Consider the following 17,230-nt stretch of genomic DNA (forward strand, 5'->3'; position numbering starts at 1 on the left):
CGCGGGCTCCCCCAGGCGAAGCGTCCCGACCTGATCGACAAGGACACCCCACGCATGAAGTCTAGCGATTCCTCCACTCACGTCATCCGCGCCACCGCGCGAAAACATTGGCAGACTTGGGGCCGCACCACCGCACACCACGTCCTGCAGGGCGCCGGCACCGCCGCCGGTGCCACCCTCGTCTCCTTCATAGTCTGGTGGGCCCAACACGGCTAGAGCCAAACTCGGCCCCACCCAGCCAACCCCCCACCCCATCGAGCGCCTGCCCCCGCCAGGCGCTCACCCATCCGGGTCACACCCGGCCACCCCACCCAGCCTCCCCCCACTCCGGCCCCCCGCACAGGGCGCACACCCGGCCCACAAAAGCAGCCCGCACCCAGCCACACCCGAACCCCGGCACGGAGCCGGGAATCCGCACGCCCCCGCCCACCCGCCATGCCCACACGCGCCCCACCCCTGCACCACCACCGCGGTGCAGCACCGCGCACGAGGAAGGTCAAGATCTTCAGGCGCACACACTCTCCACGCCCCAGGGGCCGGCGACGCCCGCGAGGGCCGATGCCCGACGCCCTCCGACACCAGCCCCCCCCGCCCGTCCCGGAGCTCGGCCACGGTCCGGCCTGGCTCGTGCCCCGCGAATCCCTCCCGCCGGGCGCATGCCCCCCCAGGCCGAACATTGGCCCCGCCTTTCCCGGCAGCGCTTCGAAGAAGCTGCGCCCCCCTGCCGGTAGGGGCGGGTTCCGGGGTTCGTTGCGCGCGCCCATCCGCCGTGCTTGGCTCACCCGATGAACCTTCTGCTGACGGCGAGCGGCCTGCGCAACGAGACACTGCGGGGTGCGCTGCGGGACATGCTGGGCAAGCCATTCGGATCGGCGAACGTCGTCTACGTGCCCACGGCATCCCTCGCCGAGCCCGGCGACCACAGCTGGTTCGTCGAGCACATGAACCGGCTGCACGGCCTCGGCTGGCGCCAGTTCGACATCCTGGAACTGAACGGCCTGCCCCGCCAGATGGTCCTCGACCGCCTCCTTGACGCCGACGTCATCTACGTCGAGGGCGGCAACCACTACCACCTCGCCCGCAGCATCACCGGCAACCACCTGGCCGACGGCCTCCTGAACGCGCTCAAGGACCGGGTCTATGTGGGGGTCAGCGCCGGATCAATGATCTTCAGCCGTCATCTCACCGCACACTCCGCCGACGTCATCGGGGACGCCGCGGACCTCCACGCGCTCGGCGCGAGATCCGTGGAGCCGCCGTTCGGCCTCTTCGACTGGTATCTCAAACCCCACCTGTACTCCCCCGACTTCCCCGAACGCGACGACGCCTGGGCCGACCGCATCACCGCACGCGCCGACTTCCCGATCTACTTCATCGACGACGACACCGCCCTCCGCGTCACAGACGGCACGGTCGACGTCATCACCGAAGGCCGATGGCGATTCCACCCCTGAGCCCCGCGCGACGCGGAAGCCCCGGACACAGCAGTGCCGCGCCCCACGACGCACCGGCCCGGCCCGGCACCAACGTCGCCCGCCGCCCGGCGCCTTGACATCGAAGCCCATCGCGCCGCGGCCGCACCGTCCCGCCGGCGGCCGGCCCCACCCGCCGTGCCACGCAATGCCGTGACACGAAAACCCGGTGTCACGTACCGCCTGCCCAGGTGAACGCAAGGCCGACCACCAGACACGCCGGTGATCTTGACCGCCACGAAGATCACAACCGACTGCGACCTCCGCGAAGCACGCCCCCGTGCGCTGCACCCGCACCCTGAACACCGCCGCGGCCACGCTCGCCACGCACACCCGCAGGGTGATCGTGTCGCCGGGCGCGGCCGGGGTGGCGGGTGCCTGGGGTGCGGCGCAGGCGGGAGTGGGGGACCGCGACGCCCCCGCCAGCCCGCCCGTGCAACACGAGAGCCGCACCGGCTACCGCCGGAAGAAGTTCCGGCACCGGATCGACGCCGACCGCGACGGCCGCACCACGCGCCTAGGTGCTGCCCCAGAAGGCGGTCACTTCGTCGACCGTGAACACGGCCCATGAGCGCGGACCCAGCCGCAGCACGGTGTCGAAGCCCAGCCGTGCCGCCTGCGCGATGACCTGGCCGACCGTCGGATCCCCGGCCGCCGCCCAGCGCACCACCTCCGGATCTTCACGCCGCCGGGCAGGGCAGGTGCCGGCCGCCGTCGTAGGGCGTGCGGGGTGAACGGCCAGGTTCTTGGGGCACACCTGCAGCTCACGGAGCCCTGGCACCGCACCCCAGGGCCGGTCCCCGGGGACCGGGGTGAGGTCACAGCAAGCGGTCGACCAGCCCGTCGACGTAGTCCGGGGCGAGCGGGACCATGCCGAACAGGACGCGGATATACATCGGGGCCAGGAGGTGGTCCAACACGTCGAACGCATCGAGTGCCTGCTCGCCACGGTCGCGGGCGCGATCGAGCATGGACTGCAGTTGCCGGGTGCGTTCGGCGCGGAGGTCCGCGCCGGCCTGCATGCCCTGCTGACCGCTGCTCGACAGGACGAAGGCCAGGTGCAGCACCGCTGGTCCGTCGGGGCCGGTGATCTCGCGGGCCACCTGGGCCGCGTACGTGCGCAGGTCGCCGGCCAGGCTCCCGGTGTCGGGCATCGGCGACTGCGCGTTGAGGCGGGTGAGTGCCACGTCGGTGAGCAGGGTTTCCAGGCTGCCCCACCGCCGGTAGATGCTGCTGTCGGCCACGCCCGCGCGGGCGGCGACCTCGCCGACGGTGAAGTTGCCGTATCCGCGCTCGCTGATCAGGGCGGTGACGGCCTGGTGCACCTGCGCGCCGACGCGGGCGCTGCGCCCGCCGGGCCGCCGGACTCGCTGTTCCTCGTTCACGCCCCCACCTTAACGCAGTCGGTACTTGCGTTTGTGGTGCGAGTCCCTTTACTGTCCCCTAACGCAGCTCTCGACTGCTTTACGGGGTTGAGGGGGTATCGCCCTCCACGGCGACCGTGGTCGGGCTCAACGAACGATCGAGGGGGATTTTGTGGCTGCATCGCATGCGACCGCAGGCGGTCGAGCACATCGGGCCGTACTGCTCACGCTGACCTGCCTGGGCCAGTTCATGGTCCTGCTCGACAACACGATCGTGGGAGCGGCGCTGCCCGATATGCAGCACCGGCTGCGCACGCAGCTGACCGGTCTGCAGTGGATCGTCGACGCGTACGTCCTGCTGGTCGCCATGCTGCTGCTGTCCGGCGGCATCTTCGCCGACCGGTTCGGCCGCAAGCGGGTGTACCTGAGCGGCGTTGCGGTGTTCACCGCAGCGTCGGTGCTGTGCAGCCTCGCGCCCTCGCTCGGCTGGCTGGTCGCCGGCCGGGTGCTGCAGGGCATCGGGGCCGCGGCCCTGAGCCCTGCCTCCCTCGCCCTGCTCGCCGCCGCCCACCCGGTGCCGCACGAACGCGTCAAGGCGATCGGGCTGTGGGCCGGATTCAGCGGAATCGGTCTGGCCGCGGGCCCCGTGGCCGGCGGCGTGCTGACCGAAATGTTCGGCTGGCCCGCCATCTTCCTCGTCAATCTGCCCATCGGCGTCCTCCTGCTGCTGACCGGCGTGCGCCACCTCAGCGAGTCCCGCAATCCGAGCGCCCCCGCGATCGACATCCCGGGCACCGTGCTGTCCGTCCTGTCGGTGGGGGCATTGACCTACGCCCTGATCGAGGGGGGCGCCCGCGGCTGGACCTCACCACTCATCCTGGGCAGCTTCACCGCCGCGGTGATCCTCCTCGCCGCCTTCGTCGCCGTCGAGGCGCACCGACCGGCCCCGATGCTGCCGCTGCGGCTGTTCCGGCAGCGGCTGTTCACCGTGTCCAACACCGCCATGGTCGTGGTCGGGTTCGCGCTCATGGGCTCGTCGTTCTTCTTCTCCCAGTTCTTCGTGTACGTCCAGGGCAGCACGATCCTGCGCGCCGGCCTGCAGACCCTGCCGCTAACCCTGGCCATGGTGATCGTCAGCCCGTACGCGGGCCGGCTCGCCGCCCGGCGCGGCTTCCGCCTCGTGGTCACCACCGGCCTGGCCCTGGCCGGCCTGGGACTGCTGGCGCTCGGCACGGTGCACGCCGACACCGGATACCCCAACGTGTGGTGGCGGCTGGCCGTCACCGGCACCGGCTTCGCCCTGACCATGTCCCCCCTGACCGCAGCCGCCATCCAGGCAGTCAGCCCGCAGCAAGGCGGCCTCGCCTCAGGCATCAGCAGCACCACCCGGCAGATCGGCGCGGTGCTCGGCGTGGCGGCACTCGGAGCCGTCGTCCGCACCAACCAATCCGGCGGATCCTCCCTCGAGACCGGCCTGAACAGCGCCTTCACCGCGGCCGGCGCCATCACACTGGCCACCGCCGCCCTCACCGGCCTGTGGCTGACGCGGTCCCAGCCCACAAAAGCCTCCCCGGCCCCGCGACGTTCCACCGATCCAGACGCGGACACCACCTCGAACCAGGCACCCACCAACAGCCGATGATCACATCAACCCGCCACCCCGCCCTCACCGCACGCCACCAGCGAACCCGGACCACGCTGGTCTCCGAGCGGCCCCCGCACAGTGCGGCACGACGCCGATCCACCCCGCCCACATGGCGGAGCCGGGCCCGGCCGTCGTCGAGACTGCGGCGGGCGACGATCAGACAGCCCTCGCCTGCAGCAGCTACGCGCCGCCCGCTACGCCATCACTCCCCGCCGAGCACTCCAGCCACCACCCCGGCGCCCGGCCGCGCTGCCTCCTCGACCCGCACCCGCACCCGCACCCCCGAGGCGTGACCTCGTGCCGCATCCACCGCGCACGGGACCGGCGTTGACCCGGGTTCGCGCCCGCGGAACCTTCAGGTACGCGCCCAGGCCTGGCCGGCAGGGGCAGCACCGTCGCCCGTGCCGCCCGCCCAGAGCAAGGGCCTCGGTGACCGCGGCGCCCGGCCGATCCGTTCCGTGCGCCGCCAGCGCTCGGCTGCCGGCCGGCATGCGCCGGGCCGCCGCCCCCGCGGCCTCACATCCGGGATCTGAGCACGTCGACCTCGCAGCCCGGAGCGAACGGGTCGAAACCATGCCCGGCCAGCCAGCGCACCACCAGCAGACTGCGCAGCGACCACCACCCGCGGATCACATCGACATCGACGTCGCTGCCATAGCCGGCGATCACGTCGCCGAGGTGCTCCTCGTGTCCGAGCGTCAAGATCGCGAGGTCGAACAGGGCATCCCCGTGCCCCGCCTCGGACCAGTCGATGATGCCGGTGACCTCGTCGCCGTCGTCGACGAACACGTGAGCGATCTGCAGATCGCCGTGCGTGAACACCGCAGTCCACGGCCGCAGCGCGGCCTCGGCGACCTGCCGGTTGCGGGCGACCAAATCCGCGGGCAGGACACCCTTCGTCACCAGCCACCCGCACTCGACGTCCAGATCTGCCGCCACCTCCGCAACGCCCCGGCCGGCCCGGCCCCGCAGCGGTGGCAGCGGCGCGTCATGTAACGCCCGGACGGCGGCCCCCGCCGCGGCCCACGCCGCCGGCGACGCGGTCGACGGCTCCCCGAGCCGGCCCAGCGCCCTCCCGCCGACCGCAGCCAGCGCCAGCACGGGGGGCCTGCGCCACAACACCCGCGGAGTCGGCACCGGCGCCAAGGCCATCGCCTCCACCTCGACATCGATACGCGCCTGATCGGCATCCACCTTCAAGAACACGTCACCGACACGCAGCGTCACACGCTCGCCATGGGCGACAACCACCTCGACCTCATCCATGGGCGACCACTATCCCGGGGCCGATCGTCGACGTCGCCGCGTTTATCGCCTGCAACTGCGCGGGGCCCCACCCCCGCCCCCGGTCGCTGCGCCAGCGCTTCAACTGCCCGCACGGCGCAGCGGGTTCACCTCGCGATCTGCGGCAAACAGGCCGCACCGCGACACACGGATCCCTACCCATTGCCCGGGAATCGGCGGCGTTCTTCCCTGCCCGGGCTGAGGAGACGTGAACCCTGGGACCCTGCTGCTCGGCGCCGCGGGCGGCGCAGTGCGCGGGATCGTGCACGCCAACGGCTGCATGACCGTATGGCTCGGCTACAGACGTCAGCACCGGCTCTTGGCCGATCCCCCGCCAGAAGGACCTCCCGCTTCGGCGCCTTCTACGACATCAGCGGCGACTCCATAGCGGCCGCGGTGCACACCCTGCTGGGCGCCGGCGTGGCAGTGCTCCTGGACACCTCCGGCCAAGTCAGCGGCGGCTTCGCGGTATTGGCCATGGCCGCGGTGGGCCCGCCGCGCCGGTCCTTAAGAGTCCCCTTGCCGGTGTTCCGGCATGGCGTCGCAGCGTCCTTGTCGAGTCTGGGGCACCTCGTCGAGGAGCCCGCGAACGCCGAAGCCCGGCTGCGTGAACGCCCGGGCGGGGTGGTGCTGCTGACCCTGCACTCCGCGGAGGACCTGGACCGGCTGACCGCTCCGTGCCGCCTACGGCCCCGCCCGCTCGTCGTTGCGCTGGCGTCCACCGACGACCGCTCCCAGGGCGTGCGGGCGGCCCGGTCGGTGGTGGCGCGCGAGGCGACGAACTCGGCGTTGCAGCGGGCAGTTGCCGCGCCCCTCGACGGCGAGGCAGTGATGCTGGACCTTTCGGCAAGCTATCGGGGACGTTCTTCACGCTCACGCGACGCGATCCCTCGTAGACGACAGCTTTCATGAGTCTTCCGTCGGCGTGTCAGAGCAGCGCGGGACGAGACGGACCCTCGAAATGACCTTCCGAGTCAGCGCCGTTGTGAAGGCAAGGGGGTGTGATTTTCCTGGCCAGGCGACCAGCCGCGCTCAAACCGCGGTCGCGAACCCCGAGCACCTGCGGCGCGACCCGGTGGCCGGGTGGTCTCGCGCACCAGCGCGGTGCGCGAGTACGCCGGCTTTACGGCAACCGCGGGACACGACCTGCCGCGGCAGTCCCGCAGCCCGGCGTGAGCGGTCGCGTGTGGCAAGAATGAGCCCATGCACATTGTGATCGCGGGTGGCCACGGAAAGATCGCGCGCCGGCTGACCCGGCTGCTCTCGGCGCGCGGCGACAACGTCACAGGGCTGATCCGCAACCCAGACCACGCCAACGACCTGCGCGCGGACGGCGCGGAACCGGTGGAGTGCGATCTGGAGCACGCCTCGGTGGACGAGGTGGCCGGCCACCTTGGCGGCGCCGACGCTGCACTGTTCGCCGCGGGCGCCGGACCGGGCAGCGGCGCGGCCCGCAAGCAGACGGTGGACCGGAACGCGGCCGTCCTCCTCGCCGACGCGGCCGAGCGCGCCGGGATGCGCCGCTTCCTGATGATCTCCGCGATGGGCGTGGACAGCCCGCCGCCGCCCGGCACCGACCCGGTGTTTGCCGCCTACCTGAAGGCCAAGGGCGAGGCGGACGCCGACATCGCCTCCCGTCCGGGACTGGACTGGACGATTCTGCGCCCGGGGATGCTGACCGACGACCCCGGTAGCGGCCGCGTCACGCTCGCCAAGCACACCGACCGCGGCCAGGTGCCGCGCGATGACGTGGCTGCGGTGCTCGCCGCCCTGCTCCACGAGCCCAGGACCGCCGGGCGCATCCTCGAGCTGATCAGCGGGTCCACCCCGGTCGAGGAGGCGGTGCGCGCCGTGGTCGGCGGCTGACGCCGCACTCCGCCCTCGCCCGGGTGCGGGTAATGACTCACACCCGGGCGCTTTAAAAGGCGCAGCGCAGGGAGGCCGACACGGTGTTCCGCAAGCCGAGGGACATCGCCGCGCCGAGCGGTACACCCTTCGAGCACCGGTCGATCGGCTACGCCTCATTCTCCCTGTGTGAGGGACCAACGCCGGACAGCGTCGGTGCCGACGGCCTGGCGACGGCCTGGCGACGGCCAATGGTGCGGGCGCTGTCGGGCCGCGGATCGCCTCTCTGGACGACGCGACGCCGGATTGCCGTTCGCACGGTGAGGCCGCAGACGTTCCATCACGGCCTGAGAGGGGAGGATAGACGTGAGCGACGAAGGAGGCCCGTCATGAAATCCGGAGCCCCTGATTACGACGCCTGGTACTCGCGCACACCCTCGCAGGCCGAGGGCGAGCGGGACGAGACGGGCGAGCGTACCGCAACGGAACAGCACCCGGACGTCCCTCGGAGTGAGCCATCCCAGGCGGAGGGCGAGCGGGACGACGATGCCTAGCGCCACTGGACGACCCGTCGCCGGGGGCCGGGTGAGGGTGCGCTCTCTCCGGCGCTGTCACCGGTTCCCGGCCCGCCTGCCGTCCAGCAGTCCGTGCAGGTGCGCGGCGGCGTTCTCGATGTCCGCGTATTTCTGCTGTCCGGCGCGTACCTCGGCGGAGAGCACACCGCAGCGGTGGACACGATCGAAATCGCCGTAGGGGAACTTGTACCGGCCCTTGGTCTCCTCTCCCATCTCGTCGTCGATGCCCAGGTACCACCTGGCGTACTCGGCGAATCCATGCTCCTCGAGGTAGGCATTCTCGTCCGCTGCCGAAGGCCGGTGCTCGCTCCACTCGTCCCGGTCGTCCAGGACGATCCGGCCCTCTTCCGTCAGTTTCTTTGCGTGGTTGAACGCCATCGCGTTCCGTTTCACGGTCATGCCGTTCACCGCCCCATCGACGGTCGTGTTCAGATGTCGGCTGCTGCAGACCGGATGTCCTGCCGCGCCTGCCCCATCAGCTCGTCCAAGTCGCCGACCTCAGGAGCGAGTTCCCGCGCGCGCGGCGCGATCTGCTGCAGCCATGCCGCAGTGGCCAGGGCCAGTTCGACGGCCTCCCGGGTCCGCTCCTCGCCGAGCAGTTTCTCGACCTTGAAGGCAATGCTCGCGAGCGTGTCGTCATCGGTGGCAGGCACCAGGTAGGACTCCAGGCCCGGCGGATACGGTGTCCGCTCCCGGTACTCACGCATCGCGGTCACGACCGCGGGCACCGCGCTGTACCGGTCGAGGAGGCCCATGAAGACGTACAGGCGGGCCACCAGCCGTGGCAGGCCGGGGTGCCGATCCAGCCAGGCCATCAGCTCACGCTGATCACCGACGTGGTCCATGATCTGCGACATCGCCTCCGCGACCCGGTTGGGCCAGGTCCAGTGGAAGGGCAGCAGCCGCGCCACCTGATGGGCGAGCGCCGCCTCGCCCTCCGCGTCCAGCGTGCCGGCGACGAACTCGGCGACCTGCCTGTGGTCCAGTCCGTAGTCGGCCGGCGCCGCCCGGTCCTGTGAGCTCTGCGACGAGTCGTGGCGCAGACGCAACAGCTGTGTGCCGATCTTGCTCAATGTCCGGTTCCGCATTGTTCCTCCCAGCTCGCGATGTGTTCTTCATCGTCCGGAGCGGCCGAACGGCCAGCTCCTGCTCGGATCCATGCGACCGCCCTACCACCCCCGCAGCCCGCCGGACCGCAGCGAACGCAGCAGACCTCCCAGCGTGGTCCGGTCGCGTCGGCGCCGGGCTTCCGGGCGGTCCTCGGTGTGCGAGGCGCGCAGGCGTCTGAGTTCGTTCATGAGTCGTAGGTCGGCGAAGGTCCGGCACAGGGAACGCGGGCCGACGGCGCAGGGCTCTACGGCGTCCAGACCGCTGCGCAGGACCAGCCTGCCGCCGGGTGCCGGACGTCCCCGCGGATTCAGGCGCAGGCTCTCCACGGCCCTGGCCAGGGCCGCGTCCACATCGGCGGTCTGGTGATCCAGTCGCCGCGCGGCCGTGCGGTCGTCGGCGATCCGCAGGAGCAGCAGCCGCCGCCGTGCCGCGAGATCCCCGGTCGCCACTCCGACAGGCCCCAAGTAGACGGGCTACAACCGGGTTGAGCAGGACGCCCACGGTCACGCATACAAGGGTTTCGATGACGCGCCCGAGCGCCTCGGTCCGCTGCCCGACCACGCCGAGGACGAGCATGTCCGTGACCGCGACCTCCTCCCCCCCCCAGGAGGCCAGATGCAGCAGCTGGCCGAGCGGGAGGCAGACCAGGACGAGCAGTCCGAGGCCAGGTCAGTCAAATGGCGTCCGTGAAGCCGACGGCGATCAGCACGCCGGCGATGCGCCGGATGCGGAGAGTCAAGGTCGCATACAGCGTGGGCGCCACCTTGCGCTGGCGCTGCGAGCACGATTGCGGGGCGCATGGCACCAAGCGGTATCCGAGCGCCGAGGACGCGGAGCGTTATGCGCAGGCGTTCGACCACGAGGACTCCGAGGACCTCGGGCGACGGGCACCGTTGGTGTAGCTCTTCCCCTTGCGCCTGTTCCGTGCTGTGCGGGTGGCACGGGCCAGCAGAGCTGGTTCGGCACCCGATGACAGATCCCCTGCACCTTGAGACGTTGTCCTGTGCAACGGAATTCATCGCGTCACCTCGATCTCTGGTCAAACGGTGCACAAGGTGACGGCATTTTCCATTTTATGGCATTTTGCGCGCGGCTCGGTGGACATTCCGCTGTTGGTATCTCCTTTCGTCCGTCCAGTACAAGAGGCGAAGCCGCCATTTGATCCTGCAGGCGGAAGCGCCCGGACGAAATACTCGACACTGTGAACACACGACACAACACGCGTCCGTTGCTTCCGCACGTCGTCGGCACGGTGACGGCGCGGTCCGTGCCCTGACGCACGGACCAACCGCTGACGACCGAAGGACTGCGCGCCCCCTGCGGCACGAGCAGACCCGGGCGGCGAAGCGTGGGGCTCCGGTCCTGTGCCCGACGCCCGAATCCAGGGGAGATCACATGCCCGGCGATATCGAACGTGCCGCCCTGCGCGCCGCGGCTCAGGCCACCCAGCAGATCCTGGCGAACGCCGCCGAGCGGGCCGAGCAGCAGTACCCGCAGGACCCGTACGCCCAGCGCGTCGCCGAGGTCGGGATGCTCACCGGTGCGTTGAGGGTCCTGCTGGACGCGGTGCGCCCCTTTACCGAGGAAGGTGAAGAGGGCGGGCAGTGACCGGCGCTTTCGGCACCGGCCGCGAGGTCCGCGTCGGCATTTCGATCGCCGTTTGGGGCCGTGCATGCGCGATACCTGTGATGGGTTGCAGGATTGGAGGCGTCATAGAAAGCGACGAGTTCGTCCGGCTCGTCAGCTGGCGGGCCCACGTGCCCGAGGAGCGATATCCGCCACAAGCTGGAACGCAGCATCGACGCGCGCGACCCTGCGCCCCGAACGCGGCTGACTGGTGCTCAGCCCCTCGCGCCGTCGTCAGGAGCGCGCGAGCCGGGCCGCGAGATAGGGCGCGGTGGCGCTGCGGCGGACCCTCGCCACCTTGACCGGCGGACCCGCCGCGACCACCCGCCCGCCCGCGTCGCCACCGCCCGGCCCGAGGTCGATGACCCAGTCGGCGGTGGCGATCGTGTCCAGGTCGTGCTCGACGAGGACGACCGTGTTGCCGGCGTCGACGAGCCGGTGCAGCTGTCGCAGCAGCAGCGCGATGTCCGAGGGGTGCAGCCCCGCCGTCGGCTCGTCGAGCAGGTAGAGCGCGTGCCCGCGGCGGGCTCGCTGCAGTTCGGTGGCCAGTTTGATGCGTTGCGCCTCACCCCCGCTGAGTTCCGTCGCGGGCTGGCCCAGCCGCAGGTAGCCCAGTCCCACCTCGCGCAACGTCTCCAGGCTGCGGGAGGCGGCCGGGACGGCGGACAGGAACTTGGCGGCGGCGTCGACGGACAGCCCCAGCACTTCCGCGATGTTCTTGCCGCGGTAGGTGACGTCCAGCGTTTCGGCGTTGTACCGGGCACCCTGGCAGGTCGGGCACGGTGCGTAGGTGCCGGGCAGGAACAGCAGTTCGACCGCGACGAATCCTTCGCCCTGGCAGGTCTCGCACCGCCCTTCGGGCACGTTGAAGGAGAATCGCCCGGCCGAGTAGCCGCGCGCCCTGGCCTCGTCCGTCGCCGCGTACAGCTTGCGCACCGCGTCGAACAGTCCCGTGTACGTGGCCAGGTTGGACCGGGGAGTTCGGCCGATGGGCCGTTGGTCGACCCGGACCAGCCGGTCGAACGACTCGACCCCCGACGCGTCCTGGACGTCGACCTCCAGCTGCGCCTCGTCGGGCTCCTCGGGTACGAGTCCGAGGTGGCCGCGGACGACCTCGGCGAGCACCTGCGTCACCAGCGTCGACTTTCCGGAACCGGACACGCCCGTCACCGCGGTCAGTACGCAGAGCGGTACGTCGACGGACACGTCGCGCAGATTGTGGCGGGAGACGCCGCTCAGGTGCAGCCAGCCGTGCGGTGCGCGCGGGCGGTGATCGAGCGGCTGGGCGCGCCCGAACAGGTACTGGCTCGTAGCCGACTCCCCGACCCGCTCAAGACCGGCGACCGGGCCGCTGTACAGCACGCGTCCGCCGCCCTCACCCGCGCCGGGGCCGATGTCGACCACCCAGTCCGCCCGCCGTACGACGTCCATGTCGTGCTCCACGACGAACAGCGAGTTGCCCGCCGCCTTGAGACGGTCCAGCACGTCCAGCAGCGGTTCCGCGTCAGCCGGGTGCAGGCCCGCGGAGGGTTCGTCGAGGACGTAGACGACGCCGAACAACCCCGAGCGCAGCTGGGTGGCGATCCGCAGGCGCTGCGCCTCGCCGGGCGACAGGGTCGTCGAGCGGCGCCCGAGGCTGAGATATCCGAGGCCCAGGTCGAGCAGTACGTCGACCCGCGCGACCAGATCGCCGCAGATCCGGACCGCGACCTCGGTCGTCTCCCCGGATCGGGCGGTCGACGTGGTGGCGTCGGCCTCGGACCGCCCCGCGACGGGCCGCAGCAGCGCCACGACCTCGGTGAGCGGCATCGCGTTGATCTCGGCGATGGAACGTCCGGCGAAGGTCACGGCGAGCGCCTCGGGCCGCAGTCCGCTGCCGTGACACTGGGGGCAGGGCACACTCCTGACGAACCGGAGCGCCCGTTCGCGCATCCTCTCGCTCTTGGAGTCGGCGAGGACGTGCATGACGTGCTTGCGGGCGCTCCAGAACTTGCCCTGGTAGCCGTAGTCGACGCGGTCCTCCTCCGGTTCGATGTACACGGAGGGCTGCTCGTCCGTGTACAGCAGCCAGTCCCGGTCCTTCTTCCTGAGCCTGCGCCACGGTCGGTCGATGTCGATCCCCAGGCCGCTCACGACACTGCGCAGGTTGGCGCCCTGCCAGGCGCCCGGCCAGGCGGCGATCGCCCCCTCGCGGATGCTCAGCGTGGGGTCCGGGACGAGCAGGTCCTCGGCGACGTCGTGCACGACGCCCAGTCCGTGGCACTCCGGGCAGGCGCCGGCCGCGGTGTTGGGTGAGAACGACTCGGCTTCCAGTCGTGCGGCCCGGGGCGGATAGGTGCCGGCGCGGGAGTACAGCATGCGCAGCAGATTGGACAGCGTGCTGATGGTGCCGACCGTCGAGCGTGAGCTGGGCGACCCGCGCCGCTGCTGCAGGGCCACGGCCGGTGGCAGGCCGGTGATTTCCTGCACGTGTGGTGCGCCGACCTGTTGCAACAGCCTTCGGGCGTACGGCGCTACGGACTCGAAGTAGCGACGCTGGGCCTCCGCGTAGAGCGTGCCGAACGCGAGCGAGGACTTGCCCGAACCGGAGACGCCGGTGAAGGCGACCATCGCGTCCCGCGGAACGTCGACATCGATGTTCCGCAGGTTGTTCTCACTGGCGCCCCGGACATGCACGAAGGGGTCGGTCGCGTCCTTGTTCACCGTTCCTGATTACCTGATCGCGCCGGGAACCGCGCGACAGGCGCCGTCACCGGGCCTCGCTCACACGAGCGTCCCGAGTGTCCCGGATCCATTTTCGATACACGGCCTTACCGGCCCTGACAAAAGCGAGTTCATCATGTGACTGTCGGCTTGATCGCTCGTTGATGAGGGCATGGGGAAGCGCCAGTCGCGGCCGTGGATCGTGTCAGACGAACTGTGGTCGCTGATCAGGCGGTGGCACGCCGTGAGGGCAGCGCCACACGCCGGGAGCGGGAGCAGGACCAGATGGGCGCGACGTTCGCGACGGTGCTGATCGCGTGCGCCAGCCGTCACAATGAGGGCATGGCAGCCGATGCACACTCCCCTGCATTCAGGACAGATCGGGCCGCGGCGGAGGCGGAAGACCTCGCGCTGTATCGGCAGAAATTCCAGCACCGTCTGCCTGCCTCCCTGAATGAGTTGCAGGGCCCGACCCAGGGCCTGGTGCAACTGCCGCTTCACGTGGCGTGGTCCGGGATGACGTCCTATGACCTCGACCAGCCCCGCCAGCGCATGGGCCTATACCGCACCGTCCTGCACGAGGGCCTGCGCGAGGACCTCACCCGCCTCAATCAGGACCTGCTGCTACAGCTGTGGCCGACGCTGCGCAGCCTGGTCGGCCGCAGCGTGTGGGAGGACGCCTTCCCCGCCCTCGCGGCCCGTGGCCGGGCGGCCGCGTGACGGACATGCCGGAGCTGCACGCACGGCTCCTGGCCGATGTCCTCGCTCTCGGCTCTCCCTATCCCCTTGTCCTGACCGGCGGCTACGCCGTCCGCGCCCACCGTCTGGTCAGTCGGCCCAGCCAGGATCTCGATGTCGCCACCGAGAATCCGGCCTCCATGGCCGACATCGCCACCGCACTCACCACAGGCCTGCAGTCGCGCGGCTGACAGGTCCAGGCCCTGGAGACGGCCCCGCTGTCCGCCCGGTTCACCGTGACCGACCCAGCCACGGGCCAGGACTGCGAAGTGGACATCCTCAAGGAGATCTTCTGGCGTCCCATCACCGACAGCCCCTACGGGCCCGTCCTCGCGGAGGAAGACGTGATCGGGACGAAGGTACGCGCCCTGGGTGACCAGGGTGCGCCCCGAGACCTCATCGACGTGTTCGCCGCCTCCCGCCGCTGGAGCACGGCCGATCTCGAAGAATTCGGCCGTCGGCACGCCCGCGGACGCTTAACGAGAAGACCTGCAGGCCAATCTGGCGGGCACCGAGTGGATCGACGACGAGGCATTCGCCGCCTACGGCCTGGACGAGTCCACCATCACCGGGCTCCGCGCCTGGGCCGTGGAATGGGCCGACGACCTGGCCGGCCGACTCCTGGAAGAAGCCTCCGAGCCCGACATCGACTGACGCTCGCGGCGCCAGGAGGCGGGGGTGCGTGCTGTCATCCCTCGGCTCCGGAGTTCGCCACAGGGATGTCCGTTGCAGGGCAGACCGCAAGGTAGTCGACCTCGCCGATCCGGGCACGTTCCAACTGCTTTGCGACGCCGACCAGGTGGCGGTCAGACCCTGCCCACCCGCACGACGCCAGGTCCGCATGCACCAGATCACGGGCTGACAGCTTCAACACAACGTTGATCATCTTCAGTACCTCCGGCGAGCCAGCATCCATGCCGATCGCACAGGGCGCAAAGCCGTTTCCTCTACCCACACTCCTGGCTCACGGGCCACCGCTGATCAAGCAATCAGACGAACGCTGCTACTGAAAGCGAACGAAGCCAGCCGCGAGAGGCCACCGCGAATGGCCAGCAGTTGAGATGATCTTGCTGAGTCTGGTGTGATCACGGCGTCGGAGCCGTCCTGGATAGCCCCGTTCACCGGGATGAGCCCACGACGCCTCGGGAAGTTGGTGACCGCGCTGCGCCGCGAGGGTGCGGACGCGGTGCGTAAGGGGCGGCCGTGGGGGCTGCCGCTGGGGGACCGGGTACTGCTGGTCGCGGCGTACTGGCGGACGAACTTGACGATGCCCCAGTTTGCCCCGCTGTTCGGAGTCTCGAAATCGGCGGCCGACCGGATCATCGACCAACTCGGCCCGCGGGGGCGCCCCCGTCCCGCTGCGACCTGTCGTCCTACGGTGCGATAAGGCATCCTCATGCCCATGCGAACGGGGGCTGCACAGGGCAACGGCGGTAGCGGGCGCGGACGTTACAAAGCATGAGCCCTGATTGCGGGAGCTGTGGCGGCCGTCGGGCTGATCTTCACGAAGTCGGCTCACTGGGGCGGCGGAGCGAGCGCTGAACACCTGCTGGGGATCGCCAGCACAGCTGTGGGCCTCGTCGTCGGTGTGGCGTCGCTGTGCATCTCGTGGCTCGGCTACCGCGCCGACCGGCGCGAACAATCGGACAGCCGCGGTCTGTTGGCCATAACCGACGAACTGGCGCCGTCAATGCGCAACCAGTGGCAGGCTGAGGCGAGAGTGCGGCGCCTCGACGAACCGCACGCACTGCCGGTCCCCTGGCGGCCCGCCCCTGCTGACCCGGCAGAACCCTGGGACATCCTCATCCGCACGTCCACCGGGGCACCCGCAGACCGGACCCCTATGCCGCCGGCCTGGGCTGGCGGTCCCGAGAGCCTGGCCGGCAGCGACGCCGAAATCGGCGATGTCTTCAATGCCCGCGCACCGAGCAGACGACGCACACGCCGGGCTGGTCGGGTATGCCTGCCCTCCGCCGGACCCGTCCCATGGAACCGCGGAGGCACCCGGCACACTCTGCGTGTTGTAGACCCTTCGACACAAGGATGCGCCACACATGATCACGCTCACCAAGGAAAGCGGCCCGGCAGACCTGGACGGAGTGACCCACCTGTCCATCGGCGTTTCCTGGGATCCCACCGCCGGCAGTAGCGGCGGAGTGCTGGGCAAGCTGCGCCGCAAGTCCGGCACCGACCTTGACCTGATCGCCGTCGCTCTGCAGGGCGGGGACCCGGTGCGCCTCGCGGGCCTTGACTCGCTCGACCCGATGGGCAACGGCTCGTTGGTCCACAGCGGCGACAACCAGACCGGGCACGGCGACGGAGACGACGAAACGGTGACCGTCGAGTTCGCCCGGATCCCGCCCAACATCACCTCGATCGTGTTCGTAGCCGCCGCGTACAAGAAGGGCAGCTCCTTCCAGAAGGCACGCAACATCAGCTTCAAGGTCTACGACGCGACCGGAGGCAGCTCCCAGCAGGTGGCCGACATCTGGCCGAGCCTGCTCAGCCAGGACAACGGCTGCGCCGTGGCCAAGGCGGTCCGGACCGGGAGCAGCTGGAAACTCGAAGTGATCAACACGACGGGCAAGATCAAGCAGGGTGACGAGCATGCCCTGATGCGTTTCGCCGTCAGCAAGTAGTACGTCACTCAGGCCCGGAGCGTCACGAGGGTGCGCCCGCTGAGCCCAGGGCGCCCTGGCCGGGGTGACGCCGCTGTCCGCGAGGGCCAGGCGGGCCGGCGGGCCCGGGAAGGGGCGGCGCACCCGCACGGTACGCCGCACCCCCGAGCCGCCGCGCCGCTCAGCCGGGCCGGTCAGTTCAGGCGTGCTGAACCGGCCTGGCCGGTGTGGCGGAACGGCGGGGTCAGAG

General features: G+C 70.5%; 18 protein-coding genes and 3 pseudogenes. 13 read left to right on the top strand and 8 right to left on the bottom strand.

Annotation, left to right across the window (positions count from 1 at the left end):
• Positions 1–54: 54 nt before the first annotated feature.
• Together ACIBN2_RS28135 and ACIBN2_RS28140 are read left to right on the top strand one after the other, a co-directional pair.
• Positions 55–216, top strand: coding sequence for a hypothetical protein (locus ACIBN2_RS28135; protein ID WP_399138355.1), 162 nt, complete (start codon positions 55–57; stop codon positions 214–216).
• A gap of 569 nt (positions 217–785) precedes the next feature.
• Positions 786–1,454, top strand: a complete 669-nt coding sequence (locus ACIBN2_RS28140; RefSeq protein ID WP_399138357.1) for a Type 1 glutamine amidotransferase-like domain-containing protein — start codon at positions 786–788, stop codon at positions 1,452–1,454.
• 535 nt (positions 1,455–1,989) lie between these two features.
• Here ACIBN2_RS28140 and ACIBN2_RS28145 read toward each other — a convergent pair.
• Positions 1,990–2,253, bottom strand: coding sequence for a hypothetical protein (locus ACIBN2_RS28145; protein ID WP_399138359.1), 264 nt, complete (start codon positions 2,251–2,253; stop codon positions 1,990–1,992).
• Between the two features lie 37 nt (positions 2,254–2,290).
• Positions 2,291–2,857 (bottom strand): TetR/AcrR family transcriptional regulator, encoded by a 567-nt coding sequence (locus tag ACIBN2_RS28150; RefSeq protein WP_399138361.1) that lies wholly within the window; start codon positions 2,855–2,857, stop codon positions 2,291–2,293.
• A 151-nt stretch (positions 2,858–3,008) separates the two neighbouring features.
• Between ACIBN2_RS28150 and ACIBN2_RS28155 the strand changes: the two genes are divergently transcribed.
• Positions 3,009–4,478 (top strand): MFS transporter, encoded by a 1,470-nt coding sequence (locus ACIBN2_RS28155; protein ID WP_399138362.1) that lies wholly within the window; start codon positions 3,009–3,011, stop codon positions 4,476–4,478.
• 97 nt (positions 4,479–4,575) lie between these two features.
• On the top strand, positions 4,576–4,812 hold the full coding sequence (locus ACIBN2_RS28160) for a DUF6207 family protein (RefSeq protein WP_399138966.1): 237 nt from the start codon (positions 4,576–4,578) through the stop codon (positions 4,810–4,812).
• Positions 4,813–4,997: 185 nt separating this feature from the next.
• Here the strand turns inward: ACIBN2_RS28160 and ACIBN2_RS28165 are convergent, their stop codons facing one another.
• Positions 4,998–5,747 carry an aminoglycoside phosphotransferase family protein gene (locus tag ACIBN2_RS28165; RefSeq protein ID WP_399138364.1) on the bottom strand — a complete coding sequence of 250 codons (750 nt, stop codon included), beginning with the start codon at positions 5,745–5,747 and terminating at the stop codon, positions 4,998–5,000.
• A 414-nt stretch (positions 5,748–6,161) separates the two neighbouring features.
• On the opposite strand from ACIBN2_RS28165, the gene ACIBN2_RS28170 reads away from it, so the two are divergent.
• From ACIBN2_RS28170 to ACIBN2_RS28180, 3 genes are all read left to right on the top strand, one after another.
• Positions 6,162–6,677 (top strand): hypothetical protein, encoded by a 516-nt coding sequence (locus ACIBN2_RS28170; RefSeq protein ID WP_399138365.1) that lies wholly within the window; start codon positions 6,162–6,164, stop codon positions 6,675–6,677.
• Between the two features lie 291 nt (positions 6,678–6,968).
• Complete coding sequence (locus tag ACIBN2_RS28175) at positions 6,969–7,631, top strand: SDR family oxidoreductase (RefSeq protein WP_399138366.1); 663 nt, start codon at positions 6,969–6,971, stop codon at positions 7,629–7,631.
• Between the two features lie 368 nt (positions 7,632–7,999).
• Positions 8,000–8,164: a hypothetical protein gene (locus ACIBN2_RS28180; RefSeq protein ID WP_399138368.1), complete on the top strand. Its 165-nt coding sequence runs from the start codon at positions 8,000–8,002 to the stop codon at positions 8,162–8,164.
• Positions 8,165–8,221: 57 nt separating this feature from the next.
• On the opposite strand, the gene ACIBN2_RS28185 is transcribed toward ACIBN2_RS28180, so the two are convergent.
• From ACIBN2_RS28185 to ACIBN2_RS28195, 3 genes are all read right to left on the bottom strand, one after another.
• Complete coding sequence (locus tag ACIBN2_RS28185) at positions 8,222–8,584, bottom strand: hypothetical protein (protein WP_399138369.1); 363 nt, start codon at positions 8,582–8,584, stop codon at positions 8,222–8,224.
• 29 nt (positions 8,585–8,613) lie between these two features.
• Positions 8,614–9,273, bottom strand: a complete 660-nt coding sequence (locus tag ACIBN2_RS28190; protein ID WP_399138371.1) for a hypothetical protein — start codon at positions 9,271–9,273, stop codon at positions 8,614–8,616.
• A gap of 81 nt (positions 9,274–9,354) precedes the next feature.
• On the bottom strand, positions 9,355–9,759 hold the full coding sequence (locus tag ACIBN2_RS28195; RefSeq protein WP_399138373.1) for a hypothetical protein: 405 nt from the start codon (positions 9,757–9,759) through the stop codon (positions 9,355–9,357).
• A 213-nt stretch (positions 9,760–9,972) separates the two neighbouring features.
• On the opposite strand from ACIBN2_RS28195, the gene ACIBN2_RS28200 reads away from it, so the two are divergent.
• Complete coding sequence (locus ACIBN2_RS28200; RefSeq protein WP_399138375.1) at positions 9,973–10,197, top strand: hypothetical protein; 225 nt, start codon at positions 9,973–9,975, stop codon at positions 10,195–10,197.
• A gap of 493 nt (positions 10,198–10,690) precedes the next feature.
• Complete coding sequence (locus ACIBN2_RS28205) at positions 10,691–10,903, top strand: hypothetical protein (protein ID WP_399138377.1); 213 nt, start codon at positions 10,691–10,693, stop codon at positions 10,901–10,903.
• 252 nt (positions 10,904–11,155) lie between these two features.
• Here ACIBN2_RS28205 and uvrA read toward each other — a convergent pair whose 3' ends face one another.
• Positions 11,156–13,624, bottom strand: coding sequence for an excinuclease ABC subunit UvrA (gene uvrA / locus ACIBN2_RS28210; protein ID WP_399138379.1), 2,469 nt, complete (start codon positions 13,622–13,624; stop codon positions 11,156–11,158).
• A 342-nt stretch (positions 13,625–13,966) separates the two neighbouring features.
• Here uvrA and ACIBN2_RS28215 point away from each other — a divergent pair, with 342 nt between their 5' ends.
• Both ACIBN2_RS28215 and ACIBN2_RS28220 read left to right on the top strand, forming a co-directional pair.
• Complete coding sequence (locus ACIBN2_RS28215) at positions 13,967–14,344, top strand: hypothetical protein (protein ID WP_399138968.1); 378 nt, start codon at positions 13,967–13,969, stop codon at positions 14,342–14,344.
• A gap of 5 nt (positions 14,345–14,349) precedes the next feature.
• Positions 14,350–15,016 (top strand): annotated as a pseudogene (locus ACIBN2_RS28220) (nucleotidyl transferase AbiEii/AbiGii toxin family protein).
• 40 nt (positions 15,017–15,056) lie between these two features.
• On the opposite strand, the pseudogene ACIBN2_RS28225 reads toward ACIBN2_RS28220, so the two are convergent.
• Positions 15,057–15,248, bottom strand: a pseudogene (locus ACIBN2_RS28225) (GNAT family N-acetyltransferase); the annotation flags it as partial.
• Positions 15,249–15,488: 240 nt separating this feature from the next.
• On the opposite strand from ACIBN2_RS28225, the pseudogene ACIBN2_RS28230 reads away from it, so the two are divergent.
• Positions 15,489–15,701: pseudogene (locus tag ACIBN2_RS28230) on the top strand (transposase family protein); the annotation flags it as partial.
• Positions 15,702–16,416: 715 nt separating this feature from the next.
• Positions 16,417–17,001, top strand: coding sequence for a TerD family protein (locus tag ACIBN2_RS28235; RefSeq protein WP_399138381.1), 585 nt, complete (start codon positions 16,417–16,419; stop codon positions 16,999–17,001).
• The last annotated feature ends 229 nt before the right edge of the window (positions 17,002–17,230 follow it).

Source organism: Streptomyces sp. NPDC050534 (assembly GCF_044457745.1).
Lineage (GTDB): Bacteria > Actinomycetota > Actinomycetes > Streptomycetales > Streptomycetaceae > Streptomyces.

Bases quoted from the DNA above. Each gene is read 5' to 3' on its own strand.
- ACIBN2_RS28200 (WP_399138375.1), top strand. From the start codon at position 9,973: ATGGCGTCCGTGAAGCCGACGGCGATCAGCACGCCGGCGATGCGCCGG.
- ACIBN2_RS28205 (WP_399138377.1), top strand. From the start codon at position 10,691: ATGCCCGGCGATATCGAACGTGCCGCCCTGCGCGCCGCGGCTCAGGCC.
- ACIBN2_RS28140 (WP_399138357.1), top strand. From the start codon at position 786: ATGAACCTTCTGCTGACGGCGAGCGGCCTGCGCAACGAGACACTGCGG.
- ACIBN2_RS28175 (WP_399138366.1), top strand. From the start codon at position 6,969: ATGCACATTGTGATCGCGGGTGGCCACGGAAAGATCGCGCGCCGGCTG.
- ACIBN2_RS28215 (WP_399138968.1), top strand. From the start codon at position 13,967: ATGGCAGCCGATGCACACTCCCCTGCATTCAGGACAGATCGGGCCGCG.
- ACIBN2_RS28165 (WP_399138364.1), bottom strand. From the start codon at position 5,747: ATGGATGAGGTCGAGGTGGTTGTCGCCCATGGCGAGCGTGTGACGCTG.
- ACIBN2_RS28180 (WP_399138368.1), top strand. From the start codon at position 8,000: ATGAAATCCGGAGCCCCTGATTACGACGCCTGGTACTCGCGCACACCC.
- ACIBN2_RS28190 (WP_399138371.1), bottom strand. From the start codon at position 9,273: ATGCGGAACCGGACATTGAGCAAGATCGGCACACAGCTGTTGCGTCTG.
- ACIBN2_RS28235 (WP_399138381.1), top strand. From the start codon at position 16,417: ATGATCACGCTCACCAAGGAAAGCGGCCCGGCAGACCTGGACGGAGTG.
- ACIBN2_RS28135 (WP_399138355.1), top strand. From the start codon at position 55: ATGAAGTCTAGCGATTCCTCCACTCACGTCATCCGCGCCACCGCGCGA.
- ACIBN2_RS28185 (WP_399138369.1), bottom strand. From the start codon at position 8,584: ATGACCGTGAAACGGAACGCGATGGCGTTCAACCACGCAAAGAAACTG.